A 24,671-nucleotide genomic window follows, 5' to 3' on the forward strand; every position below is an offset into this window, starting at 1 on the left:
ACCGCCGCCGCGACGACCCACTCCCCGCACGACTCCGTCCCTGGAAACACGCCGTCCAAGAACGATCACTCACTCAAGATCTGCTGCTGTAGTACGCGCTGGCCTCTACCAGCGGCGGAACAAGGCCGTGGCACGTTTCGCTCGCATTCCGGCCCCACCCCATGAACAGAGCCCCACCCTGGACACTCTCCGGGGCGGGGCTCTTAGTCGTTTACAGGGGCTATCGGCGCTTACGCACCAGCCACCGAATGAGCAGCACGGGCAGCGCAATTACTCCGGCTAGTACCGCCAGGCCGACGACTATCAAGATCAGTTCCACGAAGGTCATGCGCGCCGCTCCGTCTCTACTGCGGCGTGTGCCTGCTCGTCAGCGTCCCACACGGCACCTAGCGCGTTCCGGTGGTGTCCGCCATGCCCATTGCCCCGCATGCAGCTGTTGAATTCCGCCGAGTGGCCGGGGCGTACCGCTCCGCAGGTGTCGCTACTCTGCTCCATAGGTGATCCTCCGTTGATCACTTAGGCCCCTGGTTAGCGCTTTCATCGCTGCCGGGGGCCGCTTGGCTTCCCCACTACTTTATGCCGAGCTGGGTGCACCTGGGTACCCCAGGCTACGGCTCGCTCTACCCGCTGACAGCCCGCACGATGTGGGTATGTCCCGAGATCTCGACCCGACGAAAGCCAAATGGCCTCAGATCAGCGCAGCGATAGAGCGTGATATCCGCGCTGGAATCCTGGCACCGGCCGCCCAAATCCCCGGGGCGGTTGCGCTGAGCGGGTTGTGGGGCGTGTCGCTCACGGTGGCACGTAAGGCGCTGGCAGACCTGCGAGCGAAGGGGCTCATCCGTACTGAGAACGGTGTGGGGACGTTCGTCGCTGACACGCTGCCAGCCAAGGGCACGTACGTGCTGTGACGCGCTGACAGGCCCAACTAGCTTGCTGAGTACGGGAGTTGGGTCCCGCCGGCCGAGGGGCTGCGCTGCCCGTGCTCGGAACACTGCTATGGTCCGTGTTGGTAGTCCCCAGTGTTCGGACACGCCATCCAGGACCAGCTGCTCTCCTTCACCCTGATCTCCGGGGGCGGGGCACTGCTCGGCGCGGTCACCGCCTGCTTCGTACCGCTGCCGGCTGCGCAGGCGTGGCCGTATCTGATCGTCTCGGCGATCCTGCACGTCGCCTACATGGCGCTGCTGATGCGGTCGTTCACGCTCGGCGACTTCGGCCAGATGTATCCGATCGCACGCGGCACCGCGCCCCTGGTGGTGACGGTGCTCGCGGCGGTCTTCGTCGGCGAGCGGCCGGACGGCTGGGCGACGGCGGGGGTGGCGGTCGCCTGCGCCGGGCTCGTCGGCGTCGCGCTGTGGGGCATCCGGGGCTCGCAGACCCGCCCGCACTGGCCGGCGATCACCGCCGCGCTGGCGACGGGTCTGGCGATCGCCGGCTACACGACCGTCGACGGGGTGGGGGTCCGGGCCTCCGGCACCTCACTCGGCTACATCGCCTGGCTGATGATCCTGGAGGGGCTCGTCGTCCCGGCGTACACGCTCTACCTCCGCCGCGGGCAACTGGCCGCCCAACTGAGGCCGTTCGCGGTACGGGGGCTGCTCGGCGCGGCCCTGTCGGTGACCGCGTACGGGCTCGTCCTGTGGGCGCAGACGAAGGCCGCGCTGGCCCCGATCGCCGCCCTGCGCGAGTCGTCGATCATCGTGGGCGCGGCGATCGGGACGGTGTTCTTCAAGGAGCGGTTCGGCGCACCGCGCATCGCGGCGGCCGGGCTGATGGTCGTCGGGATCGGGCTGATGCTGCACACGAGTTGAGCGCGGCGGCCCGGGCACGCGGCACCGGCCCCCGCCGGACAGCAGCCCGGCTCAGCAGCCCGGTTCAGTCCTCCGCGATCGCCTTCAGGAAGCCTGTGTTCACAGCGAGCAGGCCGCCGTCCACACGCAGCGTCGTCCCCGTGATCCAGGACGCGTCGCGGGAGGCGAGGAAGGCTACCGCCGCCGCGATGTCGTCCGGTTCACCGACGCGGCCCAGAGGGTAGAGCGGGCTCACCCGGTCGAGCTCCGCGTCACGCCCCTCCCAGGCGTCCGTGCGGATCGTGCCGGGCATCACCAGGTTGACCCGGACCCCACGCGGACCGGCGTGGCCGGCGAGCGTACGGGTCAGACTGCCCAGGCCGGCCTTGCCGGCACTGTAGGCGTGGTTGCCGAAGCCCTGTTCGCCGTTGACCGAGCCGATGTTGACGATCGCACCCCTCCCCGACGCCACCAGATGCGGCAGCGCCGCGCGCGAGCAGCGGTACGGGCCGGTGAGCGTGGCGTCCAGATCGCCCTGCCAGACGTCGTCGGGCTCGTCCTCGAAGAGCGGGGTGTCGGGGGTGCAGCGGTACGCGTTGTTGACCAGCACGTCGAGCGTGCCGAACGCCTCGACCGCATGGGCCACCGCCGCCTCGACCGCCGCCCGGTCGCCCACGTCGCAGGGCAGCGCCTCGGCGGTGGCGCCCGTCTTCCGTATCGCCGCCGCCGTGTGCTCGGCGCGGTCACCGTCCAGATCGGTCACCAGGACGCGCGCGCCCTCGGCGGCCAGCCGGCGGGCCGTGGCCGCGCCGATGCCCTGTCCCGCGCCCGTGATGAGTACGCCGTATCCGTCGAACCTGGAATTGCCGGTAGGAGTCATAGCGCCGACCGTACTGCTCTGACCAGGGCCTGGGCACGGGGATCGGCGGTGACTCCCTTCTGCAGACCGTTCGTCACATAGCCGAGCGCGACGCCCGATTCGGGGTCGGCGAAGCCGAGCGAGCCGCCGCGGCCCGGGTGGCCGAAGGAGCCGGGGGCGAGGAGCGGGGCGGCCGGGCCGTGCAGCATGTAGCCGAGGCCGAAGCGGGTGTTCACGACGAGCACCCGGTCCGGGCCCGCGGACTCCTCGGTGCGGGCGAGGGTGAGCGTGGCCGGGGCGAACAGCCGGTGGCCGTCGACCGGGCCGATCATCGCGGCGTAGCAGCGGGCCAGGGCCCGGGCGGTCGCGATGCCGTTGGAGGCGGGGAGTTCGGCCGCCCGGTGGGCGGAGTCGTTCTCGTCGGGCGGCGGGTCGATCGCGCCGAACGCGCGACGGGTCAGCGACTCCGGGTCGCGGTAGGCATCCACGACCGACCGCTTGGCGCGCATCCGCAGGGCGCCACCGTTGTCCTGGAGGGCGGGCGGCTCGACCCGTCCGATCCGGCCCACCCGGTGCGCCTCTTCCGCCGGCAGCCCGAACCAGAAGTCCAGGCCGAGCGGGCGGGCGATCTCCTCGGCGACCCAGCGGCCCACGGTGCGCCCGGTGACCCTGCGCACCAGCTCGCCGACGAGCCAGCTGTACGTCTGTGCGTGGTAGCCGTGTGCGGTGCCCGGCTCCCACTGCGGGCGCTGCGCGGCGACGGCCCGCGGCCCGGAGATCCCGTCGACGGCCTCCTGCGGTGTCAGCGGCCGGTCGAGGGCGGGAACCCCGGCCCGGTGGGCGAGGAGGTGGCGCACGAGGACGCGTTCCTTCCCGGCCGTCTTGAACTCGGGCCAGTACGTGCCGACCGGTGCGTCCAGGTCCACCTGGCCGCGCTGGTGCAGCAGCAGCGGTACAGCGGCGGCGATGCCCTTGCACGCCGAGCGGACTATCTGCACGGTGTCGACGGCCCATGGTTCCGCGCCGTCGACGTCCCTCGTACCGGCCCACAGATCGACGACCTTGCGCCCGTCCCGGTAGACGGCGACTGCGGCCCCCCGCTCGCCGCGGTGCTCGAAGTTACGGATGAAGGCGTCCCTGACCGGTTCGAATCCGGCCGCCACCGTGCCCCGTACGTCCACGCCTGCTCCTGCACTCCCGCTCATCCCCCCATGGTGCACGGCGCCGCAGGTGAGCGGTACCGCGGGTGACGTTCAGCTCAGTACCTCGGCCCGCCGGCACCAGCGCGTTACGGAGCGCAGTGATCTTCGCCGGGTCGGCCGGGGTGGGGTCAGCGGATGCGGTCCGGCAGCGGCGGGCGGCAGACGGCGGTCACGGCCCGCTGCGCCGCGTACCGCACGAATCAGAGCTGTTCGTCGAGCAGCAGCGAGGCCGCGGGATGGCTGGTGGCGTCGTCGGTCACGCGTCCATGGTCACGGAGCGCGGGTCGAACCCGAAGGGCAGCTCCAGACGGTGGGCGCGCATCAACTCCTCGTCGCAGAGCAGGTCATGCGTACGGTCGTCGGCGGCGATGACACCGTCGCTGAGGATGACGGCGCGCGGACAGAGCTCCAGGGCGTACGGCAGGTCATGCGTGACCATCAGCACGGTGACGTCCAACGACCTCAGGATGTCGGCGAGTTCACGCCTCGACGCGGGGTCCAGGTTGGACGAGGGCTCGTCCAGGACGAGAATTTCCGGCCGCATCGCGAGCACGGTGGCGACGGCGACGCGGCGGCGCTGGCCGAAAGAGAGGTGGTGCGGGGGCCGGTTCGCGTACCCCTCCATGCCGACCTGCTTCAGGGCCTCGACGACCCGCTCCTCCAGCTCGGCGCCGCGCAGCCCGGAGGCGGCGGGTCCGAAGGCGACGTCCTCCCGGACGGTCGGCATGAAGAGCTGGTCGTCGGGGTCCTGGAAGACGATGCCGACGCGGCGGCGGATCTCGGCGAGGTTGCGCTTCTCCACCGGGAGACCGGCGACCCGGACAGTGCCCGCGCCGGCGTCGAGGATGCCGTTGAGGTGGAGGACGAGGGTGGTCTTGCCGGCGCCGTTCGGGCCGAGCAGGGCGACGCGTTCGCCGCGGGCGACGGTGAGATCGACGCCGAAGAGCGCCTGGTGACCGTCGGGGTAGGCGTAGGCGAGGCCGCTGACCTCGAGGGAGGCGGGGGGCGTCGGTGACATGCTCATAGGGTCCATCCCAGCAGACAGACGACGAGGGCGAGAACGGGGAGTGCCGAGGCGTACGCCCACTGGGCACCGGACGCCGTCACTTCGTCGATGACCGGCATCGAGCCGGTGTAGCCGCGGCTGACCATGGCGAGATGGACGCGTTCGCCGCGTTCGTAGGAGCGGATGAAGAGAGCGCCCGCCGAAGTGGCGAGAACCCCCCACTGCCGCACGCCGCGCGCCTCGAAGCCCCGGGAGCGGCGGGCGATCGACATCCGCCGCATCTCGCCGGAGACCACATCCCCGTACCGGATCATGAACGAGGCGATCTGCACGAGCAGCGGCGGCAGCTTGAGCCGCTGAAGGCCGAGCAGCAGGGAGCGCAGCTCGGTGGTGGAGGCCAGCAGCACCGAGGCGGCGACGCCCAGGGTGCCCTTGGCCAGCACGTTCCAGGCGCCCCAGAGACCGGGGACGCTGACCGGGACACCGAGGAGGTCGGTCTGCTCGCCCGGCACCACGAACGGCATCAACAGCGCGAACGCGACGAACGGCACCTCGATGAGCAGCCGCTTGAGGAGGAACCCGGCCGGGATCCGGGCCAGCGCGGCGACCGCGGCGATCAGCGCGGCGTACAGCGCGAACGCCCAGACCGCCTCGCGCGGCGTCGAGACGACGACCACCACGAAGCAGAAGACGGCGGCCAGCTTGCAGTGCGGCGGCAGATCATGGACCGGCGAGTGCCCGTGCCGGTAGAGCTTGTGCGCGTGCCCGGCGCCCATCAGACGGTTTCCTGGGTGCGGGCTTCGAGGGCGTCCGCCGTACGGCGGCGGCGCACGGCCCAGAAGACCCCGCTGCCGGCCACGACCGTGGCGCCGACCCCGATCACACCGGCGAGGCCGCCGGAGATACGGGTGTCGGAGATGTCCCGGACGCCGTAGTCGGCGAGCGGGGAGTCCTTGGACGCATGCGGCTCGGCCTTCTCGTCGATGCCCTGGTCGGCGGCGACCTTCTCCAGGCCGTCCGGGCTGGCGGAGGCGTAGAAGGAGACGAAGCCCGCGAGGACGAGGGCGGTGACCAGGCCGGTGGCCCAGACCTTGCGCGTCGACCGGGCGGCGACGGGGGCGGCCTCGCGCACCGGCGCGTCGACGAGCTCGCCGCCGACCCGGAGCTTGAGCGGCGCGGTCAGTCCCCGGGCGCCGTGCACCAGGTCGGGGCGGACGGCGATGACGGCGCCGACGGTCAGCGCGGTGATCAGGGCCTCACCGATCCCGATCAGGACGTGCACGCCGACCATCGCGGTGAAGACCTTGCCGATCGGGATGTCGGTGGTGCCGCCGATCCAGTAGATCAGCGTGAAGACGACCGCCGCGGCCGGGACGGAGACCAGCGCGGCGACGAACGACGCGGCCGTCATGGAGCGGCGGGTCCGCGGCAGCACGCCGACCAGGCCGCGGAAGAGGGCGTATGCGACGACGGTGGTCGTGATGCCCATGTCGAGGACGTTGACGCCCAGCGCGGTGAGCCCGCCGTCCGCGAAGAGGATGCCCTGCATGAGCAGGACGACGGATATGCAGAGCACCCCGGTGTAAGGACCGACCAGGATCGCGGCCAGCGCCCCGCCCAGCAGATGGCCGCTGGTACCCGCGGCGACCGGGAAGTTCAGCATCTGCACGGCAAAGATGAAGGCGGCGACCAGGCCCGCGAGCGGCGCGGTGCGCTCGTCGAGCTCGCGGCGGGCGCCCCGCAGACTGACCGCAACGGCACCCGCGGCGACGACACCGGCGGCGGCGGAGACGGGTGCGTTGATGAATCCGTCGGGTACATGCATGGAGGAGGCTCCGCTTCCTTCGTTACTGCATAGCTGCGCGGGGTCATGAACCTCTCGATAATAAGTCCTTGTTGCGAACCATTCGCAAGAGCGCATCCGTCACAGCTGCGCGCCCCACCGGTTGCCCCGGCACCCTCGCCGCGCCAACCGGCCAAAATATGGCACATTAGATGGCAAGACCGGGCAAACAGGAGGAGCTGGCCATGTCCCTCGTGATCGAAGAGCACACCGAAGCCCGGCTCATCACCGAGGCCACCGACACCTTCGCCGTCCCCGTCGACCTGCGGTACGACGCCGCCTCCGACCCGCGGATCGTCCATGTCACCTTCCCCGGCGGCACCGACTGGGCCTTCGGCCGCGACCTGCTGGAGGGCGGAATGCGCTCCCCCGCCAGTCGCGGCCCCATCCGGATATGGCCGTGCGGCCGGGCGCAGCTGGTCGTGGAGAAGCACTCGGCGGACGGCGTCGAGGTGGTGCAGTTCGACAACGCGTCGATGAACCGCTTCCTGCACCGCATCCACGACGAGAACAGGCCCGAGGCCGTGCGGACGCTGACCACCGGGGCGTGACGGCATGAATGAGCCCCCGTGCCGCTCGCACGGGGGCTCATCGTCGCCCCGGCCCCCCGTCCCCACAGGCAAACCGGCGCGGTCCGGGGCCGCGCTCCGCTCGAGCGCGAGCCCCGGGGCTCGTAAGAAATCAGACCCGGGCCAGCTCGCGCTCGCCCTGGGCGTCACGGCGGCCATCGCCGTCGGGCGGCGTCTCGCCGAGCTGCTTGCGCAGCCCCTCGCCCTCCACGTCGACGTTGGGCAGCAGCCGGTCGAGCCAGCGTGGCAGCCACCAGGCGCGCTTGCCGAGCAGGGCGAGGACGGCGGGCACGATCGCCATCCGGACGACGAACGCGTCGAAGAAGACCGCGATGGCGAGCGAGAAGCCGATCATCTTGATCATCGACTCGCTGGAGCCGATGAACCCGGCGAAGACCGCCATCATGATCACGGCTGCGGCGGTGACGACGCGGGCGCCGTGCCGGAAGCCGGTGACGATCGCCTGCGGGGGCTTCTCCCCGTGGACGTACGCCTCGCGCATCCGGGTGACGAGGAAGACCTCGTAGTCCATGGCGAGACCGAAGACCACACCCACCATGAAGATCGGCATCATGGACATGATCGGGCCGGTCTGTTCGACGCCGAAGAGCGAGCCGAGCCAGCCCCACTGGAAGACCGCGACGACCGCACCCAGGGCCGCGACGACCGAGAGCAGGAAGCCGAGGGCCGCCTTCAGCGGCACCAGCACCGACCGGAAGACCACCATCAGGAGCAGGAACGCCAGGCCGACGACGAGCGCCAGATACGGCAGCAGCGCGTCGTTCATCTTCTGCGAGAAGTCGATGTTCATCGCCGTGGAGCCGGTGACCAGGACCTCGGCGCCGGTGTCGGACTTGATGTCCTTGCCCGAGTCACGGATCGCGTGGACCACGTTCTCCGTCTCGGCGGAGCTCGGCCGGTCCTTCGGGACGACGGTGATCATCGCGGTGTCGCCGGCCTTGTTGAAGGTGGCCGGGGAGACGGCGACGACGTGCGGGATACCGGAGATGTCGTCGGTGACCCGGTCGACCGCGGACTTGCCGTCCGAGCTGTTCGCCGTGTCCACGACGACCATCAGCGGCCCGTTGAAGCCGGGGCCGAAGCCGTCGGAGAGCAGGTCGTAGGCACGGCGCTGCGTGGTGCTGGTGGACTGGGAGCCGTCGTCGGGCAGGCCCATCTCCAGCGAGACGGCCGGTACGGCAATGGTCCCGAGGCCGATGACTCCGACCAGCAGCACCCACACCGGCTTGCGCAGCACGAACCGCGCCCACCGGGTGCCCATGTTGGGCTTCGGGTCCGTCTTGATCTCCGCCTCGGCGGCCTTGCGCGCCTTGCGCCCCATCACCCGCTTGCCCGCGAAGCCCATCATCGCCGGGACGAGGGTCAGCGCGATCAGGACGGCGATGGCGACCGTGCCGGCCGCGGCGAAGCCCATCTTCGACAGCATCGGGATATTGACGACGGCCAGGCCGACCAGGGCGATGACGACGGTGAGACCGGCGAAGACGACCGCGGAACCGGCCGTGCCGACCGCCCGCCCCGCCGCTTCCTCGCGCTCGCGGCCCTCGGCCAGCTCGGCGCGGTAGCGGGAGACGATGAAGAGCGCGTAGTCGATGCCGACCGCGAGGCCGATCATCATGGCGAGGGTGGAGGTGGTGGAGCCCAGGTCGAGCACGTTCGCCAGCGCCGTGATCGTCGAGACGCCGATGCCGACGCCGATGAGCGCGGTCAGCAGCGGCAGCCCGGCCGCGATCAACGACCCGAAGGTGATGACCAGCACGACCGCCGCGATCGCCACACCGATGATCTCGGTGGCACCGGTCTCCGGCATCACCTGGAGCGCGTCACCGCCGATCTCCACGGTGAGCCCGCTGTGCTGTGCGGCCCTGCCCGCGTCCTGGAGGTCGTCCCGCGTCGCATCGGTCAGCTCCATCGAGCTGACCTTGTAGGAGACGGAGACGTACGCGGTGGAACCGTCCTTGCTGACGGCCTTGCCCGTGTACGGGTCGGTCACCGAGGCGATCTGGTCCGAGCCGGACTTCAGCTCGTCCGCGACCTTGCGCACCTCGGCCTTGTTGCCCGGGTCCGTCATCTTCTCGCCGTCGGGCGCCTTGAAGACGACCCGTGCGGTCGCGCCGTCGGCGCTGATAGCGGGGAAGCGCTGTTCCAGCAGGTCGAAGGCCTTCTGTGCCTCCGTACCCGGAATGGAGAAGGAGCTGGACGTGGCAGTGGACGCGGAGGCCGCGCCGAATCCGGCGAGCGCCAGCAGCGCCACCCAGACGAGGGCGACATAGCGGCGGCGCCGGAAGGCGAATCGTCCGATTTTGTAGAGGAATGTGGCCACGGGGGCGTACTCCCGGTCAGGTCGTGTGAGTGGAAAAGGGCATGAGGAACCAGCCCGACGACGAGAGCGGCGTGTCAGGTGGGGCTTGGGGAGGGGGCCGTACGGAGGGGACGGGGTCAGACGCCGAGAGCGGGGAGGATCACGGAGTCGACATAGTCGATGAGAAACGCCTGGTCGACGGCGCGGTCCTCGACCAGCTGCCGAGCGGTGAAAGCACCGATCAGCATGTGCGGTACATATTTCAGCGCCGGGTTGTCCGGACGCAGCTCACCCCGGTCCACGGCTCGGCGGAGCAGCATGTCGAGACCGGTCATCTCCGGCTCGATGAGCAGCTCGCGCAGGGCCTGGTAAAGATCGGGATTCTCGTGGACGGCATGCATCAGGCCCCGCATCAGCGCGGAGTCCTTCTCCATCTGACAGTCGTCGGTACGGCCCAGCGCGGCGTGGAAGTCGCCGCGCAGCGAGCCGGTGTCGACCTCGGCAAGGCCGCCCGGCTTGTTGTGCCGCAGCGCCTTGACGGCCAGCTCCGCCTTGCTCCCCCACTGGCGATAGAGGGTGGCTTTGCTGGAACGGGTGCGGGCGGCGACGGCATCCATGGTCAGGGCGTCGTAGCCGACCTCGCGCAGCAGGTCGAGCACTGCGCCGTATATCTCGCTCTCGCGCTCGGGCGTGAGCCTGGTGCGTGCCATGCTGCGACCTCCTGTTCTCTCGCTCGTACATCAGTCGCTCGTACGTCAGTCAGCCGAACGAAACTGTTTCGTACACATCGACGGTACCTCGCCGACTCAGCGAAACTAAATCGTTTCGCTTGTGTGCTGCACCACAAGGTGCCGCGCCACAAGTTGCCGGGGCCCTCTCGCGCGGAAAGCATTGGGGGGTGAGTGACGACGTCGCGTATCTCCGTTTCCCGCACCTCCACGAGGACCTGCTCTGCTTCGCGGCCGAGGACGACCTCTGGGTCGCTCCCCTCGTCCCCGAGGGGCACCGGCCGGGCCGGGCGTGGCGGGTGACCGTCGACCGGACCCGGGTCAGCCACCCGCGCTTCTCCCCCGACGGAACCCGTATCGCCTACACGACCTGGCGCAGTCTCGACCCCGAGATCCATCTCGCCCCGGTCGAGGGCGGGCCGGCCCGCCGGCTCACCTACTGGGGGGCCACCGACGCCCGGGTCCGCGGCTGGACGCCCGATCCGGGCGAGCAGTCCCACATCCTCGCCGTGTCCTCGCACGCCCAGCCGTTCTCGTACTTCTCCTGGGCCTACAGCGTCCCCACGGACGGCTCCCCCGGCGGGAAGCTCCCCTGGGGCCCGGTCTCCGACATCGCGGTCGCGGACATCGACGGCGAGCGGCGCACACTGCTGCTCACCGGGACGCCGCCGCACGAACCGGCCGCCTGGAAGCGGTACCGGGGCGGGGCGACGGGGCGGCTGTGGCTGCACGGTGTGCGGCTGCTGCCCGATCTGAACGGCCATCTGGACGCACCGATGTTCGTCGGCGGGCGGATCGCGTTCCTCTCCGACCACGAGGGCGTCGGCAACCTCTACTCCTGCCTGCCCGACGGCAGCGATCTGCGCCGCCACACCGACCACGACGCGTTCTACGCCCGGCACGCGTCCAGCGACGGGCGCCGGGTCGTCTACCAGTGCGCGGGCGATCTGTGGCTGGTCGACGACCTGTCGCCGGACGCGGTGCCGCGGAAGCTGGACGTGCGGCTCGGCGGGCCGCGGGCCGGGCGGCGTTCGTACCAGGTGCCGGCCGCCAGCCACGTCGACTCGCTGGCCGTGGACGAGACGGGCCGGGCGAGCGCCGTCACGGTGCGCGGCAGTCTGTACTGGCTCACCCACCGCGACGGGCCCGCCCGCACGATCGCCGACACACCGGGGGTCCGGGTCCGGCTGCCCGAGATGCTCGGCAGCGTCGGCCAGGTCGCGTACGTCACGGACGCGGACGGCGTGGACGCGATCGAGATCTCCTACCTGCCGCGCGCCAGTGGCGGCCGGGAGCCGCGCCGGCTCGCCTCCGGGCAGATCGGCCGGGTCCATGAGATGACCTCCGACCCGGACGGCGAACGGCTCGCGATCGCGACGAACGACGGCCGCCTGCTGCTCCTGGAGACCGCCGAGGAGTCCACCGGCGAACCGACCGAACTGATCCGCTCCATCAACGGCCCCGTCCGAGATCTGGCGTTCTCGCCGGACGGCGCCTGGCTGACCTGGTCGCATCCCGGAATCGGCCGCTCGCTGCGGCAGATCAAACTGGCCCGGATCATGGGGCCCGGTACGCCGGTGATCGTCGATGTCACCAACGGCCGCTTCGAGGACGAGAACCCGGTGTTCACGGGCGACGGCCGGTATCTCGCGTTCCTCTCCTGGCGCGGCTTCGACCCGGTGTACGACGTCCACACCGGCGACCTCTCCTTCCCGCTCGGCTGCCGCCCGTACCTGGTGCCGCTCTCCTCGGCCACGCCGTCCCCGTTCGCTCTCTCACCGGAGGGCCGCCCGGCGGCCGGCGGCCTCGACCCGGTCGACACCCCGGAAGCGACTCCGGTCGAAGGGGCCACGGTCACGGTCGAGTTCGAGGGGCTGGAGAACCGGGTGACGCCGTTCCCGGTCACCGCGTCGAAGTACTCGGCTCTCCATCCGGTCAGCGGCGGCGGGCTCGTCTGGCTGCGCTGGCCGATCTCCGGCGCCCTCGGCGAGACGTTCGTCAACCCGGCCGACACCTCGGGGCGCCCCACCCTCGAACACTTCAACATCACCAAGGCCAGGAAGACCGAACTCGTCGGCCATCTCGACTGGTTCGCCGTCAGCGGCGACGCGACACGGCTCGTTGTCATGGACGACGGCGAACTGCGGGCGGTACCGGCCACCGAGGCCGGCGACAGCGACTCGACGGTCTACCTCGACCTGCGGCGGATCCTGCACGACGTCGACCCGCCGGCGGAGTGGCGGCAGGCGTACGGGGAGGCGGGCCGCATCATCCGGTCCTACTTCTGGGAGCCGGACATGTGCGGCATCGACTGGGCGGGCGTGCTCGACCAGTACCGTCCGCTGGTCGAACGGGTCGCGACGCCCGACGAGTTCGCCGATCTGCTGCGCGAGGTGCTCGGCGAACTGGGCACCTCGCACGCGTACGTGGCACCCGCCCGCCGCAACGAGGGACCGCCGCACTACCAGCGGCCGATCGGGCTGCTCGGCGCGAACCTCGTGTGCCGGGACGGGGCCTGGGTGCTCCGGCGGATCCTGCCCGGCGACTCCTCGGACTCCAAGGCCCGGTCACCGCTCGCCGGTACGGGCATCCGGGAGGGCGCGGTCCTCACCCATGTCGACGGCCGCCCGGTGGACCCCGTCACAGGCCCCTACCCCCTGCTCTCCGCGGCAGGCGGCACCACGGTCGAACTCACCTTCCAGCCCGCCGACTGCGAAGGCCCCGCGCGCCGCGTCGCGATCGTGCCCCTGGTGGACGAGCGGCCGCTGCGCTACCAGGACTGGGTGGCCAAGCGCCGTGAAGTGGTGCGCGAACTGAGCGGCGGCAAGTGCGGCTACCTGCACATCCCCGACATGGGCGGCTCGGGCTGGGCCCAGTTCAACCGGGACCTGCGCCTGGAGGTCTCCCGCCCGGCCCTGATCGTCGACGTACGCGGCAACGCGGGCGGCCACATCAGCGAGCTGGTGGTCGAGACACTGACCCGCACGATCCTCGGCTGGGACCTGACCCGCAACGCCCAGCCGGTCTCGTACGCCTCCAACGCCCCCCGGGGTCCGGTGGTGGCCCTCGCCGACGAGGCGACATCCTCCGACGGCGACATGATCACCGCTGCGTTCCGCCTGCTGGAGCTGGGCCCGGTCGTGGGTCAGCGGACCTGGGGCGGCGTGGTCGGCATGACCGGCCGGCACCGGCTGATCGACGGCACGGTGATCACGGTGCCGATGAATGCGGCCTGGTTCGACGAGTACGGCTGGTCTGTGGAGAACCGAGGCGTGGAACCGGACCTCGAGGCCCTGCGCACCCCCCTGGACTGGGCGGAGGGCCGCCACGCGGTGCTGGACGACGCGGTGCACGTGGCCCTGGACCTCCTGAAGACCCAGCCGGCCGCTGCCCCGCCCACGTACGAAGGGGCGCCGAACCGGGCACGCCCACCACTGCCCCCCAGGTGACGAACGCCCCCGCCCCAGCCACCCGAACCTGACTCCGCGGTTCCGTCCTCAATCGCCGGACGGGCTGAATTGGCCCGGCCCTTCGAGGCCGTCCGGCGATTGAGAACAAAAGGGGGGCCGGGGGCTTGCCCCCGGGTTCGGGAAGGGGCGGGGTGGGGGGAAGAAAAACCCCACGCACGCGAAAGGCGCGCCCGGTCTCCCGGGCGCGCCCCTCATCCGCGCGAAGCCTCAAACCACGCCTCCGCGCAGGTCACCAACGATCAAGTCAAGACTCGTCGTCGATCCGGTCGTGCGTGCCCCGCGCCGCGCTCCGCGACGTGTTCTGGGCCTTGTCACGCCCGCGCTCCGACGCCTCGGACGACGACCGCTGCCGCGCGTCGCCCTTCTTGTCGCCGACGTTCTTCTTCGCCTGCTCGGCGAGCTCCTGCGCCTTGTCCTTGAACTGGTCTGCAATACCCATGCTGTTCACTCCTAGTGGGGTGCTTGGGGATAGCCCCCGGAGGGGCCTCGACCAGACTTACACGGCAGGACATTCCACGCATTTCGATCAGTCACGCTGCGTGCCCGCACCCCGCGTACCTCCCGTACCCCCCTCGCCGCCCACACCGCGCGCACTCTCGTCCGCCGCACCCCCGGCCCCCACGAGCCCCTTGCTCACACCCTCCAGCCGCGGCCCGAACCGTCTCATCTCGCGCTGTCCGACCACCCCGATGACCGCCGGCAGGTAGCCCCGCACCGACTGCATGCCCCGCAGCCACCACTGCGCGTACACATGCGCGGAACGCCGTTCGATGCCTGCCACGATCCGGTCGATCGCCGGGCCCAGCGGATACGTACGGTTCGCCGGCCACGGCAGCCGCTGCCGCAACTCCCGCATCACGCCGTCCTGGTCGGCGCCCCGCACCATGTCGGTGTCCGTCCAGGACAGATAGCCGACGCCGACCTTCACCCCCCGGTAGCCGACCTCCGCCCGGAGGCTGTGCGCGAACGCCTCCACGCCCGACTTCGACGCGCAGTACGCGGTCATCATCGGCGCCGGAGTGATCGCGGCGAGCGACGCTATCTGCAGGAAGTAGCCGCGGCTCTCCATCAGTACGGGCAGGAACGCCCGCCCCGTCACCGCGCCGCCGATCAGATTGACCTCGATGACCCGCCGCCACGAGTCCGGGTCGGAGTCGACGAACGGCCCGCCCGAGGCGACCCCCGCGTTGGCGACGACGACATCGACCTTGCCGAACCGCTCCTCCACCTCCTGCGCGACCTGCGCCATCGCCACATGGTCGGTGACGTCCGCGTACCAGTGGTGGCTCTCCGAGTGCAGCCGCTCGGCGACCTTCTTCAACTCATCCGGCTCCAGGCCGACCAGCGCCAGACTCGCGCCGCGCGCCGAGAGCTTGCGGGCCAGCAGCTCGCCCACGCCGCGCGCCGCGCCGGTGACGACCACGACCTGTCCTTCGAGACTGCGCCTGCCGCTCATACGACCTCCTCCTCAACGCTGCCACTGACGGTGCCGGTGGCAGGAGTGACATACCCGGCGACCAGTTCCCGGATTTTCGCGGTGACCGCCTCCGGCGCCTCCACCGGTGTCATGTGGCCCATGCCCGCCAGTTCGGTCAGTCCCAGGCAGTCGGGCAGCGCGGCCGCGAGGGCGCGGGCGTGGACGGGCGGCGTCAGCCGGTCCTCCGTGCCCGCGAGCACGGCCGTGGGCACCCGCAACTCCCGTACCGCCGCGTCGAGATCGAGCTCCGCGAGCACATGCCCCCAGGCGACCCGCGGCGCCCGCGGACAGGCGTGCACGATCCTGGCACAGGACTCGACCCGCTCCGGCGCCGAACCGGCGCCCATCGTCGCGTACTTGAGGATCCGCTTCGAGACGGGTGTGACCGGCCCGAGCGGGGCCCGCGCCCCGAGGATCGCGCGGGTCATCCGGGTCCGGACGGTACCGGCCCGCATCGGTACGACGAGCGACTCGGCGATCAGCCGCGAACTGCCGGTGCTGCACAGCAGCACGGCTGCCGCGTGCTCACGCAGCCCGGCCCGCCGCGAGGCGGCCATCAGCGTCATGCCGCCCATGGAGTGTCCGGCGAGCACCGCCTGCTCGCCGGGGGCGAGGGCGGCGGCCAGCACCGCTTCGAGGTCGTCGGCGAGCGCGTCGGTGCTGTAGCACTCGGGGCGGACGGCGGGCGTACGGCCGTGGCCGCGCTGGTCGTAGGCGACGACCCGGTGGTCCACCGCAAGGTCCCGGATCTGTTCGGCCCAGAAGTGGGTGTTGCACGTCCAGCCGTGCGCCAGCACCACCGCGGGGGCGCCGTCCGGCCCGTGCACCTCGACGTGGATGCGGGAGCCGTCGGCGGAGACGGCGGTCAGTTCACGCACGGGCACCGGCGGGGCGTCCTCGCGCCGCAGCAGCCGGCTCATCGCGCGACCTCCCCGGCGACGGCCTTCCCGGCGGCGACGGTCCCGTCGGCTTCGGTCTTCCGGGGCCGGATGACCTCGTACTCCCCGAGGTCCACCGTCTGCGTCGCCCGGCGGAACTCCCCTGTCGTTCCCGGCCAGACCGTGGTGTTGCGCCCGTTGGCGTCCAGATACCAGCTGGTGCAGCCACCGGTGTTCCATACGGTCCGCTTCATCCGCTCCTGGACCCGCCGGTTCCACGCCCCGACCGCCGACCTCCGCGCGCCGAGCGCGGCACGTCCGCCCAGGACGTTCAACTGGCGCAGATAGTCCGCCATGTAGTTCAGCTGGGACTCGATCATCAGGATCATGGAGGAGTTCCCGAGCCCCGTGTTGGGGCCGATGATCGTCATCCAGTTGGGGAAGCCCGCAGCGGTGGCGCCCCGCAGCGACTGCATGCCGTCCTTCCAGGACTCGGCGAGCGTGATGCCCTCTGCGCCGACGACCCGGTCGGCGATCGGCATGTCCGTCACATGGAAGCCGGTGCCGAAGATGATCGCGTCGACCTCGGTCTCCGTACCGTCGGCGGCGACGACGGTGGAGCCGCGCACCTCGGTCAGCCCGGAGGCGACCACATCCACATTGGGCTGGGCGAGAGCCGGGTAGTAGGTACTGGAGAGCAGGATCCGCTTGCAGCCGATGCGGTACGAGGGGGTGAGCTTGGCCCGCAGTGCCGGATCCTTGATGGCCCGCGCGATGTTGGACCTGGCCATCTTCTCGACGAGACCGAGCTCGTTCGGGTGCTTGGTGAAGGCGCCGACCTGCAACTCCCGTATGCCCCACAGCAGTCCGCGGCGCGCGGCGCCGGTGAACGGCAGCGTGCGGTGCAGCCACCGCTCGACACCACTGATGCTGCGGTCCATGCGCGGCATGACCCACGGCGGAGTGCGCTGGAACAGGGTCAGTTTCCCGGCCTTCGGCTGGATCGACGGCACGATCTGGATGGCGGAGGCGCCGGTGCCGATCATGGCGACGCGCTTGCCGGCCAGGTCGTAGTCGTGATCCCAGCGGGCCGAGTGAAAGACCTTGCCGGGGAAGTCGGCGAGACCGGGGATGTCAGGCATTTTCGGGTCGGAGAGCGGGCCGGTCGCGGAGACGACGACATCGGCGACGATCGTGGTCCCGTTCGCGGACTCGATCGTCCAGTTCAGCTCGTCGGTGTCCCACCGCATCATCGTCACTTCGTGGCCCAGCCTGATGTGCGGACGCAGCCCGAAGGTGTCGGCGACGCGCTCCAGGTAGGCACGGATGTGCTCCTGCCCGGAGAAGGTGCGCGGCCAGTCCGGGTTGGGGGCGAACGAGAACGAGTAGAGGTGGGACGGTACGTCGCAGGCACAGCCCGGATAGCTGTTGTCGCGCCAGGTGCCACCGACGGAGTCGGCGCGTTCCAGGACGACGAAGTCGGTGATGCCTTCGCGGCGCAGCCGGACCGCGGCGCCCAGGCCCCCGAATCCGGATCCGATCACCGCCACGCGCACATGCTCGTGCTGGGCCATGCTGCCGCCTCCCGCGGTACGTCACACGACTCTGCCAGCAATCACTGGCATTGTGGGGAGAGTAGAGCAGGCTCCGTACCGATGGGTAGGGGTCGGGCAAGGGAAAGTTACTGGCGGTACAACATAGGGTTCCGTTGTGGCTGAAGGACGCGAGCACCGCGAATACCGCATGGAGGAGCTGGCCAAGGAGGCCGGCATCCCCGTACGGACCGTGCGCTTCTACCGGGAGCGCGGGCTGATCGCGCCACCGCGCCGGGAGGGGCGCATCACCTGGTACGACGACCACCACCTGGCGCGGCTGCGGACGATCGCCGGCCTGCTGGAACGCGGCCACACCCTCACCGGAATCGCCGACCTGGCCCGGACCTTCGAGAGCGGCCGCGATGTCGCCGAAGTCCTGGGGCTGGGCGAACCGACCGAGGAGACCCCGGTCCGTCTCACACCCGAACAGCTCGCGGACTACTTCGAGGGCGAGGTCACCCCGGAGAACCTCGCCACCGCCCTGGACCTGGGCTATCTCGCCACCGACGGCGACGAGATCGTGCACATCAGCCGCCGCCTCCTGGAGGTGTCGGCGGAGCTGGTACGGGAAGGGGTGCCGCTCTCCACGGTGCTCTCGGCGGGCCGCCAAGTCCGCGAACACGCGGACGCGCTCGCCGAACTCTTCGTCGGGGTGATGCGGGCCCACTCCACGGAGCCGGAACCGCCCCAACTCCGCCCGCTCGCCCGCGCGGTGGTGGACGCAGAACTCTCGATGGCCTTCGACCGCAGGCTGCGCCGCGACAACGCCACCCGGCCGAAGCCCTCGGAGCCGGAGGCACCGGAGACGTAGCCCTTGGAGCCTGCACCCGAAATTGCGTTGCCCGCACCCCTCCCGTGCGCCAGGCTTCCGCTCATGCCCGACAACGATCAGAGCAGCTCACACGGGGTTGCCGCCCTGTTCTCCCGCGGTCGGCTGACCGCGATCCCCCGCAAGCCGGCCCGTCGCGAACAGCTGCTCGTCCACCTCACCCGGACGCTGTTCGAGCCGGACCGCACGTACAGCGAGCGCGAAGTCAACGAGGCGCTGCTGACGGTGCACGACGACTACTCGGCGCTGCGCCGCTATCTGGTGGTGGCGGGCCTGCTGGCCCGCCCCAGGGACGGCAGCAGCTACCGCCGCGCCCTTACAGGTTGAAGACGGCCGTCACCGGCGCGTGGTCGCTCCACCGCTCGTCATGTGTGGCGGCCCGCTCCACCCATGCCTTCACCGCACGCCCGGCGAGACCGGGCGTCGCCACCTGGTAGTCGATGCGCCAGCCCGTGTCGTTGTCGAAGGCCCGTCCCCGGTAGGACCACCAGGAGTACGGCCCTTCCTCGTCGGGGTGGAGCGCCCGCATCACATCGACGTACGCAGCCTCGCCGAAGACCCGGGTCATCCACTCCCGCTCCTCCGGCAGGAAGCCGGAGTTCTTCTTGTTGCCCTTCCAGTTCTTCAGGTCGGCCTCCTGGTGGGCGATGTTCCAGTCGCCGCACACCAGCACCTCGCGGCCGTCGGCCGCGGCCCGCACCCCGAGTCCCTTCAGGTACGGCAGAAAGGCGCCCATGAAGCGCTCCTTCTCGTCCTGTCGCTCCGTGCCGACCTCGCCGGAGGGCAGGTACAGGCTCGCCACCGTGACACCGGGCAGGTCGACCTCGACGTACCGGCCGCTGTCGTCGAACTCCTCGCTCCCGGCGTCCCCGAACCTGCCGAACCCGATCTGCACCCGCTCCGGCGCCCGGCGCGTGTAGAGCGAGACCCCGGCCCGCCCCTTGGCGGCGGCCGGTGCGTGCACGGTGTGCCACCCGTCGGGCTCACGCACCTCGGCGGCGAGCTGCTGCGGCTCGGCCCGCACCTCCTGCAGGCAGATCACATCGGCATCGGTCTGCGCCAGCCAGTCGATGAAGCCCTTTTTCGCGGCGGCGCGGAGCCCGTTCACATTTACGCTGGTCACGGTGAGCATCCCGGCACAATACCGACAAGCAGTCTCCGCATACATGTACCATATTCCGTATGCATATCCAGCCACGGTCGTTCGACCATCCCGACGCCGTCAAACTCAACGACGAGGTGCAGCTCGAGTATGCCGAACGCTACGGGGACGAGGGCGATGTCACACCCCTTGAGCCGTCGATGTTCCGGCCGCCGAACGGTCTGTATCTGCTCGCCTACGACGAGTCGGGCGCACCGGTCGCGACCGGCGGGTGGCGCGCGCAGGACCGGAACGGGGAGGGCTACTCGGACGGCGACGCCGAGCTCAAGCGGATGTTCGTGATCCAGGAGGGCCGCGGACAGGGCCTGGCCCGCCGCATCCTCGCCGCCCTCGAAGCGGACGCACGGGCGGCGGGCCGCACCCGGATGGTGCTGGAGACCGGTAACCAGCAGCCGGAGGCCATAGCGCTGTACACCTCCAGCGGCTATGCCCCCTGCGAGAAGTTCGGCTACTACCGCACGTACGAGAGCAGCCTCTGCTTCGCCAAACCGCTCCAGGAGTCGTGAACCAGGCCCTGCCCCGGCCTAGGGCCTTCCGAGGAACCCGAGCAGCGCGGCGTTGAACCGCTCCGGCTGCTCCACATTCGGCGGGTGCCCGGCGCGGTCGACGACGAGCGCGGAGTGCGGGATCATCCGGTGCATGGCCTCGGCGTCCGCGACCGGCGTGTACGTGTCGTCCGCGCCCACGACGATCAGCACCGGCACCTCGGCCCCGGCGAGCGACTCCCGGTAGTCGGGCCGCTCGGCCCGGCCCCGCAGTGCCGCCGCAGCCCCTTCGGGCGCGGTCGTGCGCATCATGGCGAGGACATGCGCGGCGACGTCCGGCAGCCCGGTGACGTGGTACGGGGCGATCATCTTGTCGATCACCTCGTCCGCGTACCCGTCCAGCCCCTCGGCGAGCAGCCGGTCGGCCATCCGATTCCGGAAGACCTTGCCGTCCTCCGTCTCGGCGACCGGGGAGGTGTCGGCGAGGACCAGCGCGGAGACCCGGGCCCGGTGCAGACGGTGGAACTCCATGGCGATCTGTCCGCCCATGGACAGCCCGACGACCACGGCCCGTTCGCCGACTGCCAGATCGACGTCTCGTACACCGACAGTGACCGCGACGCCGACGACAGGCGCGAGACCCGGCGATGCTGGGGGGACTTCAGCGCCGCCGATGGCTCGGACACCGACCCGCAGCACTGGCTCGCCAGCGACGAGGCACAGCCGGGAGACCGGATCGAGGTCCGGGACAACGGCACCATCTACATGGAGCGAGATGCAGGATCGGTGGTGGGCGCCGCCACCATCATTTTCATCGCGCTCGGCATGTCGTCGATCGGGTGGCTGATCCTCGCCACTGGTCGCTACCCCTCTCCGGGGAGGATCGAGCAGAGTCAGCGCTTCAATGCCGCGGTGCGCGCTCTTCCGTACGGCCGGCCCGCTTTCTGGACCTGCCTCGGGTCCTGGGCCGCGGGGCTGCTCGGCTTCGGACTCGCCGAGCTGCTCTGAGCGGCCTGCGCCGACCGACAGGGCGGAGGTGGCGCCACCGGCGTCCTGTTCGCACTTGTCGACGACGGCCGGCTGCGCGTGTCCACCGATGCCGGGATATCCATGCGGGAGGCGCAGGCCTTGCACGGCATGTCGCTGGACCATCCGAGCCCGCTGCCGGAGGCGATCCGCACCGGCAAGCCGCAGTTCGTCCCCGACCAGGAGGACTACATCCGTCGCTGGCCGCACGGGGCATCTTTGCCGTGGCTCGCCCGGCTCGGCTCCGACTACACCATCTCCATCACGCCCCTCAGCGAGAGCGGCAATCTGACACTCGGAGCGTGGGAGATGACGTACCGCAGCGGATACCGGCCGTCCCTGGATGAGCGGACCCTCATGGGCACGCTGGCCGACCTGGCAGGCCAGGCACTGCGGCGCATCAGGTTGCAGCAGGCACGAGTCGAGCTGGCCACCGCGCTGCAGAAGACCATGCTCCCCACACTGCCCGAGCACCTCCCGGGCCTGGAGGTCGCCGCCCGCTACCGACCAAGCCGCGACGGGCTGGACATCGGCGGAGACTGGTACGACACCTTCGTCACGCCCGACGGCGCGATCGCCCTGGAGATCGGCGACGCCCAAGGGCACGACGTGGACGCCGCCGCAGCCATGGGACAGGTGCGCGCCTCCATGCGCGCGATCGCCGCCCGCGAACCGGATCCCGCAACCGTGCTGACGCGCACCAACGAACTGCTCGTCACGATGGGCGCGGCACGATTCTCTAGCTGCACCATGCTGCATATCGACCCGGACGACGGACAGGTCACCGGCACCAGCGCCGGCCATGTGCCGTTGCTGTGCGCGCGCAAGGACGGCAGCCACAGCATCCGCGAGCTGACGGGCGGGCCGGTACTCGGAGTCCTGCCCGGCACCGAGTACGACGAGGAGACCTTCACCCTGGACAAGGACAGCGCGCTGGTCATGGTCACCGACGGCGTGGTCGAAGGACCGGGCCTCACGTTGGAAGCCGGACTGGAGCGAGCCGGAACCCTGGCTGGCGCGGCCCTCCACGACGGACTGAACACCGAGGAGACCGCCGACCGCATCCTCGACGCCGCGGTGGCGGTAGACCACCTCGACGACGTGGCGGTGCTGGTCATCCGACGCACATGACGGCCCCTCCAAGCCAGCCGCGGAAGGACCCTCCGGCTCCAGTCACCCAGAGCCCCAGTTTGGAAGACCACGTATGCGGATGCGGCCTGACCTGGGACATGGCCGACCTGCCGCTCTGTGGCGTGGCGCCCGTGATTCGCCGCTAGTCCCCGTGATTTCCCGCCCTGTCGGGCACGCGAGGGGCACACAATGACCTCATTGGTGGGGGGGTGGGCGCGGGTTCGGTCGTCGTCGGTGACGCCCCGGTGAGGAATAGCCTCGATCGGATCGCCCGGATGGCGGTTGCGGAGAGCGCCCGCGGGTGCGCTTGTGCGCGCCGCGTGTTCCGATCGGATCGAGGGGGGCCCTGTTCGTCAGAAAGGCTGGAATTTCATGTCAAAGTCGACCGACCGCATGGCGGAGCTCTCGGAGAAGGCGCACGAAGCGCAGGACAAGGTGCAGCACGCGATCTCCGAGGACAGGAAGCGACTGTCGGACTCGGTCACCAAGGCCAAGCGGGACTCGATACAGCGGGCGGACAAGCTCCAGCGCGACGTGTCGGCGAAGAAGGCTGAGGCCTCCGCCTCGCTGGCGGATGTGGGCACCAAGTGGCAGGAGCACGTCCAGTCCGTGAAGTCCGACATCGGGGACCGGAAGGCGGAACGCGACATGAAGCGTGCCGACCGTGCGGCGGACGATGCGGAGTCCTACGCGTTGGACGCGATCGACTTCGCCGGCGCCGCGATCGAGGAGGCCGAGTACGCCACGCTCGACGCGGCGCTGGCCCGGACGGATGCCGACGCCAAACACACGAGGTAATCCGAAACATCAAAACGCCCCCTCCGAGAATCCTTGGGTTCTAGTGATCGTCGCAACACCCCAGCTCAAGGGGTGCGATGGACTTCAAGATCCGGGAAAACCGGGGGCCGCAGGGCTCGAAGAAACTGACGCGTGAGCGGGAGGCATACTTCCTGCTCATGCGTCAGGGCGTGAGCAACAGCGAGGCCTGTCGAATCCTCGGCATCAACCGTCGGACCGGGAAGCGCTGGCGCCACGGAACCAATCCGACCGGGAACCGGAAGGGGGCACCGCCCGCGATGCGGCCGACGGTGCACCCGTGCGGACCGTCGCGCTATCTGCGTGACGCGGACCGCATCCACATCGCCGACCGGCTGCGTGAGAAGGCGTCGATTCGGCAGATCGCAGCCGAACTTGGTCGTAGCCCCTCCACCATCAGTCGCGAGATACGCCGCAATGGCGCGCTCTGGCGAGGCATCGAGTGGACCTATCGCCCCTACGCGGCTCAGCGCCGTGCGGACCAGCGCCGGCCCCGCCCGAAGCCTGGCAAGATCGGCCAGAACACCGAGTTGCGGGACTTCATCCAGTACCACCTGACGATGCGCTGGAGTCCCGAGCAGATCGGCCAGGCTCTGCGGGCACGCTTCCCCGGCCGGCCGGAGATGCACGTGGTTCACGAGACGATCTACCAGGCCCTCTATGTCCAAGGCCGCGGAGAACTGCGTCGGGAATTGACCCGCGCGCTACGGACCGGGCGAGCCGTGCGCAAGCCCCGCCGCCAGGTGCAGCAGCGTCGGCCGCGCTACGCGCACCCCATGGTCATGATCAGCGAGCGTCCGGCAGGGGCTGCCGACCGGGCTGTCCCGGGCCACTGGGAACACGACCTGATCATCGGCAAGGACAGCGGTTCGGCCATCGGCACCCTCGTTGAGCGGAGCACCCGCTACCTCATGCTGGTCCACCTGCCCAACGGCCGCGCCACCGACCTCGTCCGCGATGCCTTGGTCGAGACGGTCAGCCGCCTCCCCAGCCACCTCAAACGGTCCCTGACCTGGGACCAAGGCAGCGAAATGGGCCGCCACCACGAGTTCACGATCGCAGCCGGCATGCCGGTCTACTTCTGCGAACCGGCCAGCCCCTGGCAACGCGGCTCCAACGAAAACACCAACGGCCTGCTGCGGCAGTACTTCCCCAAGGGCACCGACCTGTCCCGGCACAACCGTGAGGACCTGGACGCCGTGGCCGCTGAACTCAACAGCCGCCCGCGCAAAACGCTCGGCTGGGAGACCCCAGCCGAGCATCTGCATAAACTGCTCGCCGCCACACATCAGTGATCACGTGTTGCGACGATCCCTGGAATCCGCCATCCTCGGAAGAGGCGTTTTCCCTTTTCAGGGCTGGGCCTGGGGTCGAACCGGCGACCTTCCGCTTTTCAGGCGAGTCCATCGTGCGGAGTGGATCATGATCCGCCCCGGCAACGACCGACGTCGACAACCCGTGGCATACCACTGCGTACCG

23 protein-coding genes and 1 pseudogene are annotated in these 24,671 nt (G+C 70.3%); 11 read left to right on the forward strand and 13 right to left on the reverse strand.

Annotation, left to right across the window (positions count from 1 at the left end):
- Positions 1-650: 650 nt before the first annotated feature.
- Together ABZV38_RS07800 and ABZV38_RS07805 are read left to right on the forward strand one after the other, a co-directional pair.
- Positions 651-911, forward strand: coding sequence for a winged helix-turn-helix domain-containing protein (locus tag ABZV38_RS07800; RefSeq protein ID WP_356325671.1), 261 nt, complete (start codon positions 651-653; stop codon positions 909-911).
- Between the two features lie 111 nt (positions 912-1,022).
- Entirely contained in the window at positions 1,023-1,814 is a 792-nt protein-coding gene (locus ABZV38_RS07805) for a DMT family transporter (RefSeq protein ID WP_356325673.1), read from the forward strand.
- A 64-nt stretch (positions 1,815-1,878) separates the two neighbouring features.
- Here ABZV38_RS07805 and ABZV38_RS07810 read toward each other — a convergent pair whose 3' ends face one another.
- The 5 genes from ABZV38_RS07810 to ABZV38_RS07830 form a co-directional block, all read right to left on the reverse strand.
- Positions 1,879-2,673 (reverse strand): SDR family NAD(P)-dependent oxidoreductase, encoded by a 795-nt coding sequence (locus ABZV38_RS07810; RefSeq protein WP_356325675.1) that lies wholly within the window; start codon positions 2,671-2,673, stop codon positions 1,879-1,881.
- On the reverse strand, positions 2,670-3,833 hold the full coding sequence (locus ABZV38_RS07815; RefSeq protein WP_356326060.1) for a serine hydrolase domain-containing protein: 1,164 nt from the start codon (positions 3,831-3,833) through the stop codon (positions 2,670-2,672). The genes ABZV38_RS07810 and ABZV38_RS07815 overlap by 4 nt, the downstream gene beginning before the upstream one ends.
- Positions 3,834-4,110: 277 nt before the next feature.
- Positions 4,111-4,878, reverse strand: a complete 768-nt coding sequence (locus tag ABZV38_RS07820; RefSeq protein ID WP_356325678.1) for an ABC transporter ATP-binding protein — start codon at positions 4,876-4,878, stop codon at positions 4,111-4,113.
- Entirely contained in the window at positions 4,875-5,636 is a 762-nt protein-coding gene (gene cbiQ / locus ABZV38_RS07825) for a cobalt ECF transporter T component CbiQ (protein WP_356325680.1), read from the reverse strand. The genes ABZV38_RS07820 and cbiQ overlap by 4 nt, the downstream gene beginning before the upstream one ends.
- Positions 5,636-6,685, reverse strand: a complete 1,050-nt coding sequence (locus tag ABZV38_RS07830; protein ID WP_356325682.1) for an energy-coupling factor ABC transporter permease — start codon at positions 6,683-6,685, stop codon at positions 5,636-5,638. Before ABZV38_RS07830 ends, cbiQ begins: the two co-directional genes overlap by 1 nt.
- A gap of 203 nt (positions 6,686-6,888) precedes the next feature.
- Here ABZV38_RS07830 and ABZV38_RS07835 point away from each other — a divergent pair, with 203 nt between their 5' ends.
- Positions 6,889-7,254 (forward strand): SsgA family sporulation/cell division regulator, encoded by a 366-nt coding sequence (locus ABZV38_RS07835; protein ID WP_356325684.1) that lies wholly within the window; start codon positions 6,889-6,891, stop codon positions 7,252-7,254.
- Between the two features lie 130 nt (positions 7,255-7,384).
- Here the strand turns inward: ABZV38_RS07835 and ABZV38_RS07840 are convergent, their stop codons facing one another.
- Positions 7,385-9,616 (reverse strand): MMPL family transporter, encoded by a 2,232-nt coding sequence (locus ABZV38_RS07840; protein WP_356325686.1) that lies wholly within the window; start codon positions 9,614-9,616, stop codon positions 7,385-7,387.
- Positions 9,617-9,732: 116 nt separating this feature from the next.
- Positions 9,733-10,305 carry a TetR/AcrR family transcriptional regulator gene (locus tag ABZV38_RS07845; RefSeq protein ID WP_356325688.1) on the reverse strand — a complete coding sequence of 191 codons (573 nt, stop codon included), beginning with the start codon at positions 10,303-10,305 and terminating at the stop codon, positions 9,733-9,735.
- Between the two features lie 188 nt (positions 10,306-10,493).
- Between ABZV38_RS07845 and ABZV38_RS07850 the strand changes: the two genes are divergently transcribed.
- Positions 10,494-13,772 carry a S41 family peptidase gene (locus ABZV38_RS07850; RefSeq protein WP_356325690.1) on the forward strand — a complete coding sequence of 1,093 codons (3,279 nt, stop codon included), beginning with the start codon at positions 10,494-10,496 and terminating at the stop codon, positions 13,770-13,772.
- 265 nt (positions 13,773-14,037) lie between these two features.
- Here the strand turns inward: ABZV38_RS07850 and ABZV38_RS07855 are convergent, their stop codons facing one another.
- From ABZV38_RS07855 to ABZV38_RS07870, 4 genes are all read right to left on the reverse strand, one after another.
- A complete protein-coding gene (locus tag ABZV38_RS07855) occupies positions 14,038-14,232 on the reverse strand; it encodes a hypothetical protein (RefSeq protein ID WP_356325692.1) in 195 nt (64 codons plus the stop codon).
- Between the two features lie 87 nt (positions 14,233-14,319).
- Positions 14,320-15,249 (reverse strand): SDR family oxidoreductase, encoded by a 930-nt coding sequence (locus ABZV38_RS07860; RefSeq protein WP_356325694.1) that lies wholly within the window; start codon positions 15,247-15,249, stop codon positions 14,320-14,322.
- Positions 15,246-16,190 carry an alpha/beta fold hydrolase gene (locus tag ABZV38_RS07865; protein WP_356325695.1) on the reverse strand — a complete coding sequence of 315 codons (945 nt, stop codon included), beginning with the start codon at positions 16,188-16,190 and terminating at the stop codon, positions 15,246-15,248. Before ABZV38_RS07865 ends, ABZV38_RS07860 begins: the two co-directional genes overlap by 4 nt.
- Positions 16,187-17,722 carry an NAD(P)/FAD-dependent oxidoreductase gene (locus ABZV38_RS07870; protein ID WP_356325697.1) on the reverse strand — a complete coding sequence of 512 codons (1,536 nt, stop codon included), beginning with the start codon at positions 17,720-17,722 and terminating at the stop codon, positions 16,187-16,189. The genes ABZV38_RS07865 and ABZV38_RS07870 overlap by 4 nt, the downstream gene beginning before the upstream one ends.
- Before the next feature lie 169 nt (positions 17,723-17,891).
- On the opposite strand from ABZV38_RS07870, the gene ABZV38_RS07875 reads away from it, so the two are divergent.
- A complete protein-coding gene (locus ABZV38_RS07875) occupies positions 17,892-18,554 on the forward strand; it encodes a MerR family transcriptional regulator (protein ID WP_356326062.1) in 663 nt (220 codons plus the stop codon).
- A gap of 63 nt (positions 18,555-18,617) precedes the next feature.
- Positions 18,618-18,899, forward strand: coding sequence for a DUF2087 domain-containing protein (locus tag ABZV38_RS07880; RefSeq protein WP_356325699.1), 282 nt, complete (start codon positions 18,618-18,620; stop codon positions 18,897-18,899).
- On the opposite strand, the gene ABZV38_RS07885 is transcribed toward ABZV38_RS07880, so the two are convergent.
- Entirely contained in the window at positions 18,889-19,704 is an 816-nt protein-coding gene (locus ABZV38_RS07885; RefSeq protein WP_356325701.1) for an exodeoxyribonuclease III, read from the reverse strand. The two genes, ABZV38_RS07880 and ABZV38_RS07885, sit on opposite strands and share 11 nt — an antisense overlap.
- A 50-nt stretch (positions 19,705-19,754) precedes the next feature.
- On the opposite strand from ABZV38_RS07885, the gene ABZV38_RS07890 reads away from it, so the two are divergent.
- Positions 19,755-20,240 carry a GNAT family N-acetyltransferase gene (locus ABZV38_RS07890; RefSeq protein WP_356325703.1) on the forward strand — a complete coding sequence of 162 codons (486 nt, stop codon included), beginning with the start codon at positions 19,755-19,757 and terminating at the stop codon, positions 20,238-20,240.
- Positions 20,241-20,258: 18 nt separating this feature from the next.
- Here ABZV38_RS07890 and ABZV38_RS07895 read toward each other — a convergent pair.
- Positions 20,259-20,795: pseudogene (locus ABZV38_RS07895) on the reverse strand (alpha/beta fold hydrolase); the annotation flags it as partial.
- Between ABZV38_RS07895 and ABZV38_RS07900 the strand changes: the two are divergent.
- The 4 genes from ABZV38_RS07900 (at position 20,730) to ABZV38_RS07915 (ending at position 24,487) form a co-directional block, all read left to right on the forward strand.
- Positions 20,730-21,227, forward strand: a complete 498-nt coding sequence (locus ABZV38_RS07900) for a hypothetical protein (RefSeq protein WP_356326073.1) — start codon at positions 20,730-20,732, stop codon at positions 21,225-21,227. The pseudogene ABZV38_RS07895 and the gene ABZV38_RS07900 overlap by 66 nt on opposite strands.
- A 102-nt stretch (positions 21,228-21,329) precedes the next feature.
- Complete coding sequence (locus tag ABZV38_RS07905; protein ID WP_356325705.1) at positions 21,330-22,376, forward strand: PP2C family protein-serine/threonine phosphatase; 1,047 nt, start codon at positions 21,330-21,332, stop codon at positions 22,374-22,376.
- 372 nt (positions 22,377-22,748) lie between these two features.
- Entirely contained in the window at positions 22,749-23,174 is a 426-nt protein-coding gene (locus ABZV38_RS07910) for a hypothetical protein (protein ID WP_356325707.1), read from the forward strand.
- Positions 23,175-23,251: 77 nt separating this feature from the next.
- Complete coding sequence (locus tag ABZV38_RS07915) at positions 23,252-24,487, forward strand: IS30 family transposase (RefSeq protein ID WP_356325709.1); 1,236 nt, start codon at positions 23,252-23,254, stop codon at positions 24,485-24,487.
- Positions 24,488-24,671 lie beyond the last annotated feature (184 nt).

It is taken from the genome of Streptomyces sp. NPDC005181, from assembly GCF_040608395.1.
In the GTDB taxonomy this organism is placed as follows: Bacteria; Actinomycetota; Actinomycetes; order Streptomycetales; family Streptomycetaceae; genus Streptomyces.

Bases quoted from the DNA above. Each gene is read 5' to 3' on its own strand.
- ABZV38_RS07890 (WP_356325703.1), top strand. From the start codon at position 19,755: ATGCATATCCAGCCACGGTCGTTCGACCATCCCGACGCCGTCAAACTC.
- ABZV38_RS07910 (WP_356325707.1), top strand. From the start codon at position 22,749: ATGTCAAAGTCGACCGACCGCATGGCGGAGCTCTCGGAGAAGGCGCAC.
- ABZV38_RS07905 (WP_356325705.1), top strand. From the start codon at position 21,330: ATGCGGGAGGCGCAGGCCTTGCACGGCATGTCGCTGGACCATCCGAGC.
- ABZV38_RS07855 (WP_356325692.1), bottom strand. From the start codon at position 14,232: ATGGGTATTGCAGACCAGTTCAAGGACAAGGCGCAGGAGCTCGCCGAG.
- ABZV38_RS07865 (WP_356325695.1), bottom strand. From the start codon at position 16,190: ATGAGCCGGCTGCTGCGGCGCGAGGACGCCCCGCCGGTGCCCGTGCGT.
- ABZV38_RS07885 (WP_356325701.1), bottom strand. From the start codon at position 19,704: ATGCTCACCGTGACCAGCGTAAATGTGAACGGGCTCCGCGCCGCCGCG.
- ABZV38_RS07835 (WP_356325684.1), top strand. From the start codon at position 6,889: ATGTCCCTCGTGATCGAAGAGCACACCGAAGCCCGGCTCATCACCGAG.
- ABZV38_RS07875 (WP_356326062.1), top strand. From the start codon at position 17,892: ATGGAGGAGCTGGCCAAGGAGGCCGGCATCCCCGTACGGACCGTGCGC.
- ABZV38_RS07810 (WP_356325675.1), bottom strand. From the start codon at position 2,673: ATGACTCCTACCGGCAATTCCAGGTTCGACGGATACGGCGTACTCATC.
- ABZV38_RS07800 (WP_356325671.1), top strand. From the start codon at position 651: ATGTCCCGAGATCTCGACCCGACGAAAGCCAAATGGCCTCAGATCAGC.
- ABZV38_RS07860 (WP_356325694.1), bottom strand. From the start codon at position 15,249: ATGAGCGGCAGGCGCAGTCTCGAAGGACAGGTCGTGGTCGTCACCGGC.
- ABZV38_RS07870 (WP_356325697.1), bottom strand. From the start codon at position 17,722: ATGGCCCAGCACGAGCATGTGCGCGTGGCGGTGATCGGATCCGGATTC.
- ABZV38_RS07830 (WP_356325682.1), bottom strand. From the start codon at position 6,685: ATGCATGTACCCGACGGATTCATCAACGCACCCGTCTCCGCCGCCGCC.
- ABZV38_RS07915 (WP_356325709.1), top strand. From the start codon at position 23,252: ATGGACTTCAAGATCCGGGAAAACCGGGGGCCGCAGGGCTCGAAGAAA.
- ABZV38_RS07820 (WP_356325678.1), bottom strand. From the start codon at position 4,878: ATGAGCATGTCACCGACGCCCCCCGCCTCCCTCGAGGTCAGCGGCCTC.
- ABZV38_RS07845 (WP_356325688.1), bottom strand. From the start codon at position 10,305: ATGGCACGCACCAGGCTCACGCCCGAGCGCGAGAGCGAGATATACGGC.
- cbiQ (WP_356325680.1), bottom strand. From the start codon at position 5,636: ATGGGCGCCGGGCACGCGCACAAGCTCTACCGGCACGGGCACTCGCCG.
- ABZV38_RS07880 (WP_356325699.1), top strand. From the start codon at position 18,618: ATGCCCGACAACGATCAGAGCAGCTCACACGGGGTTGCCGCCCTGTTC.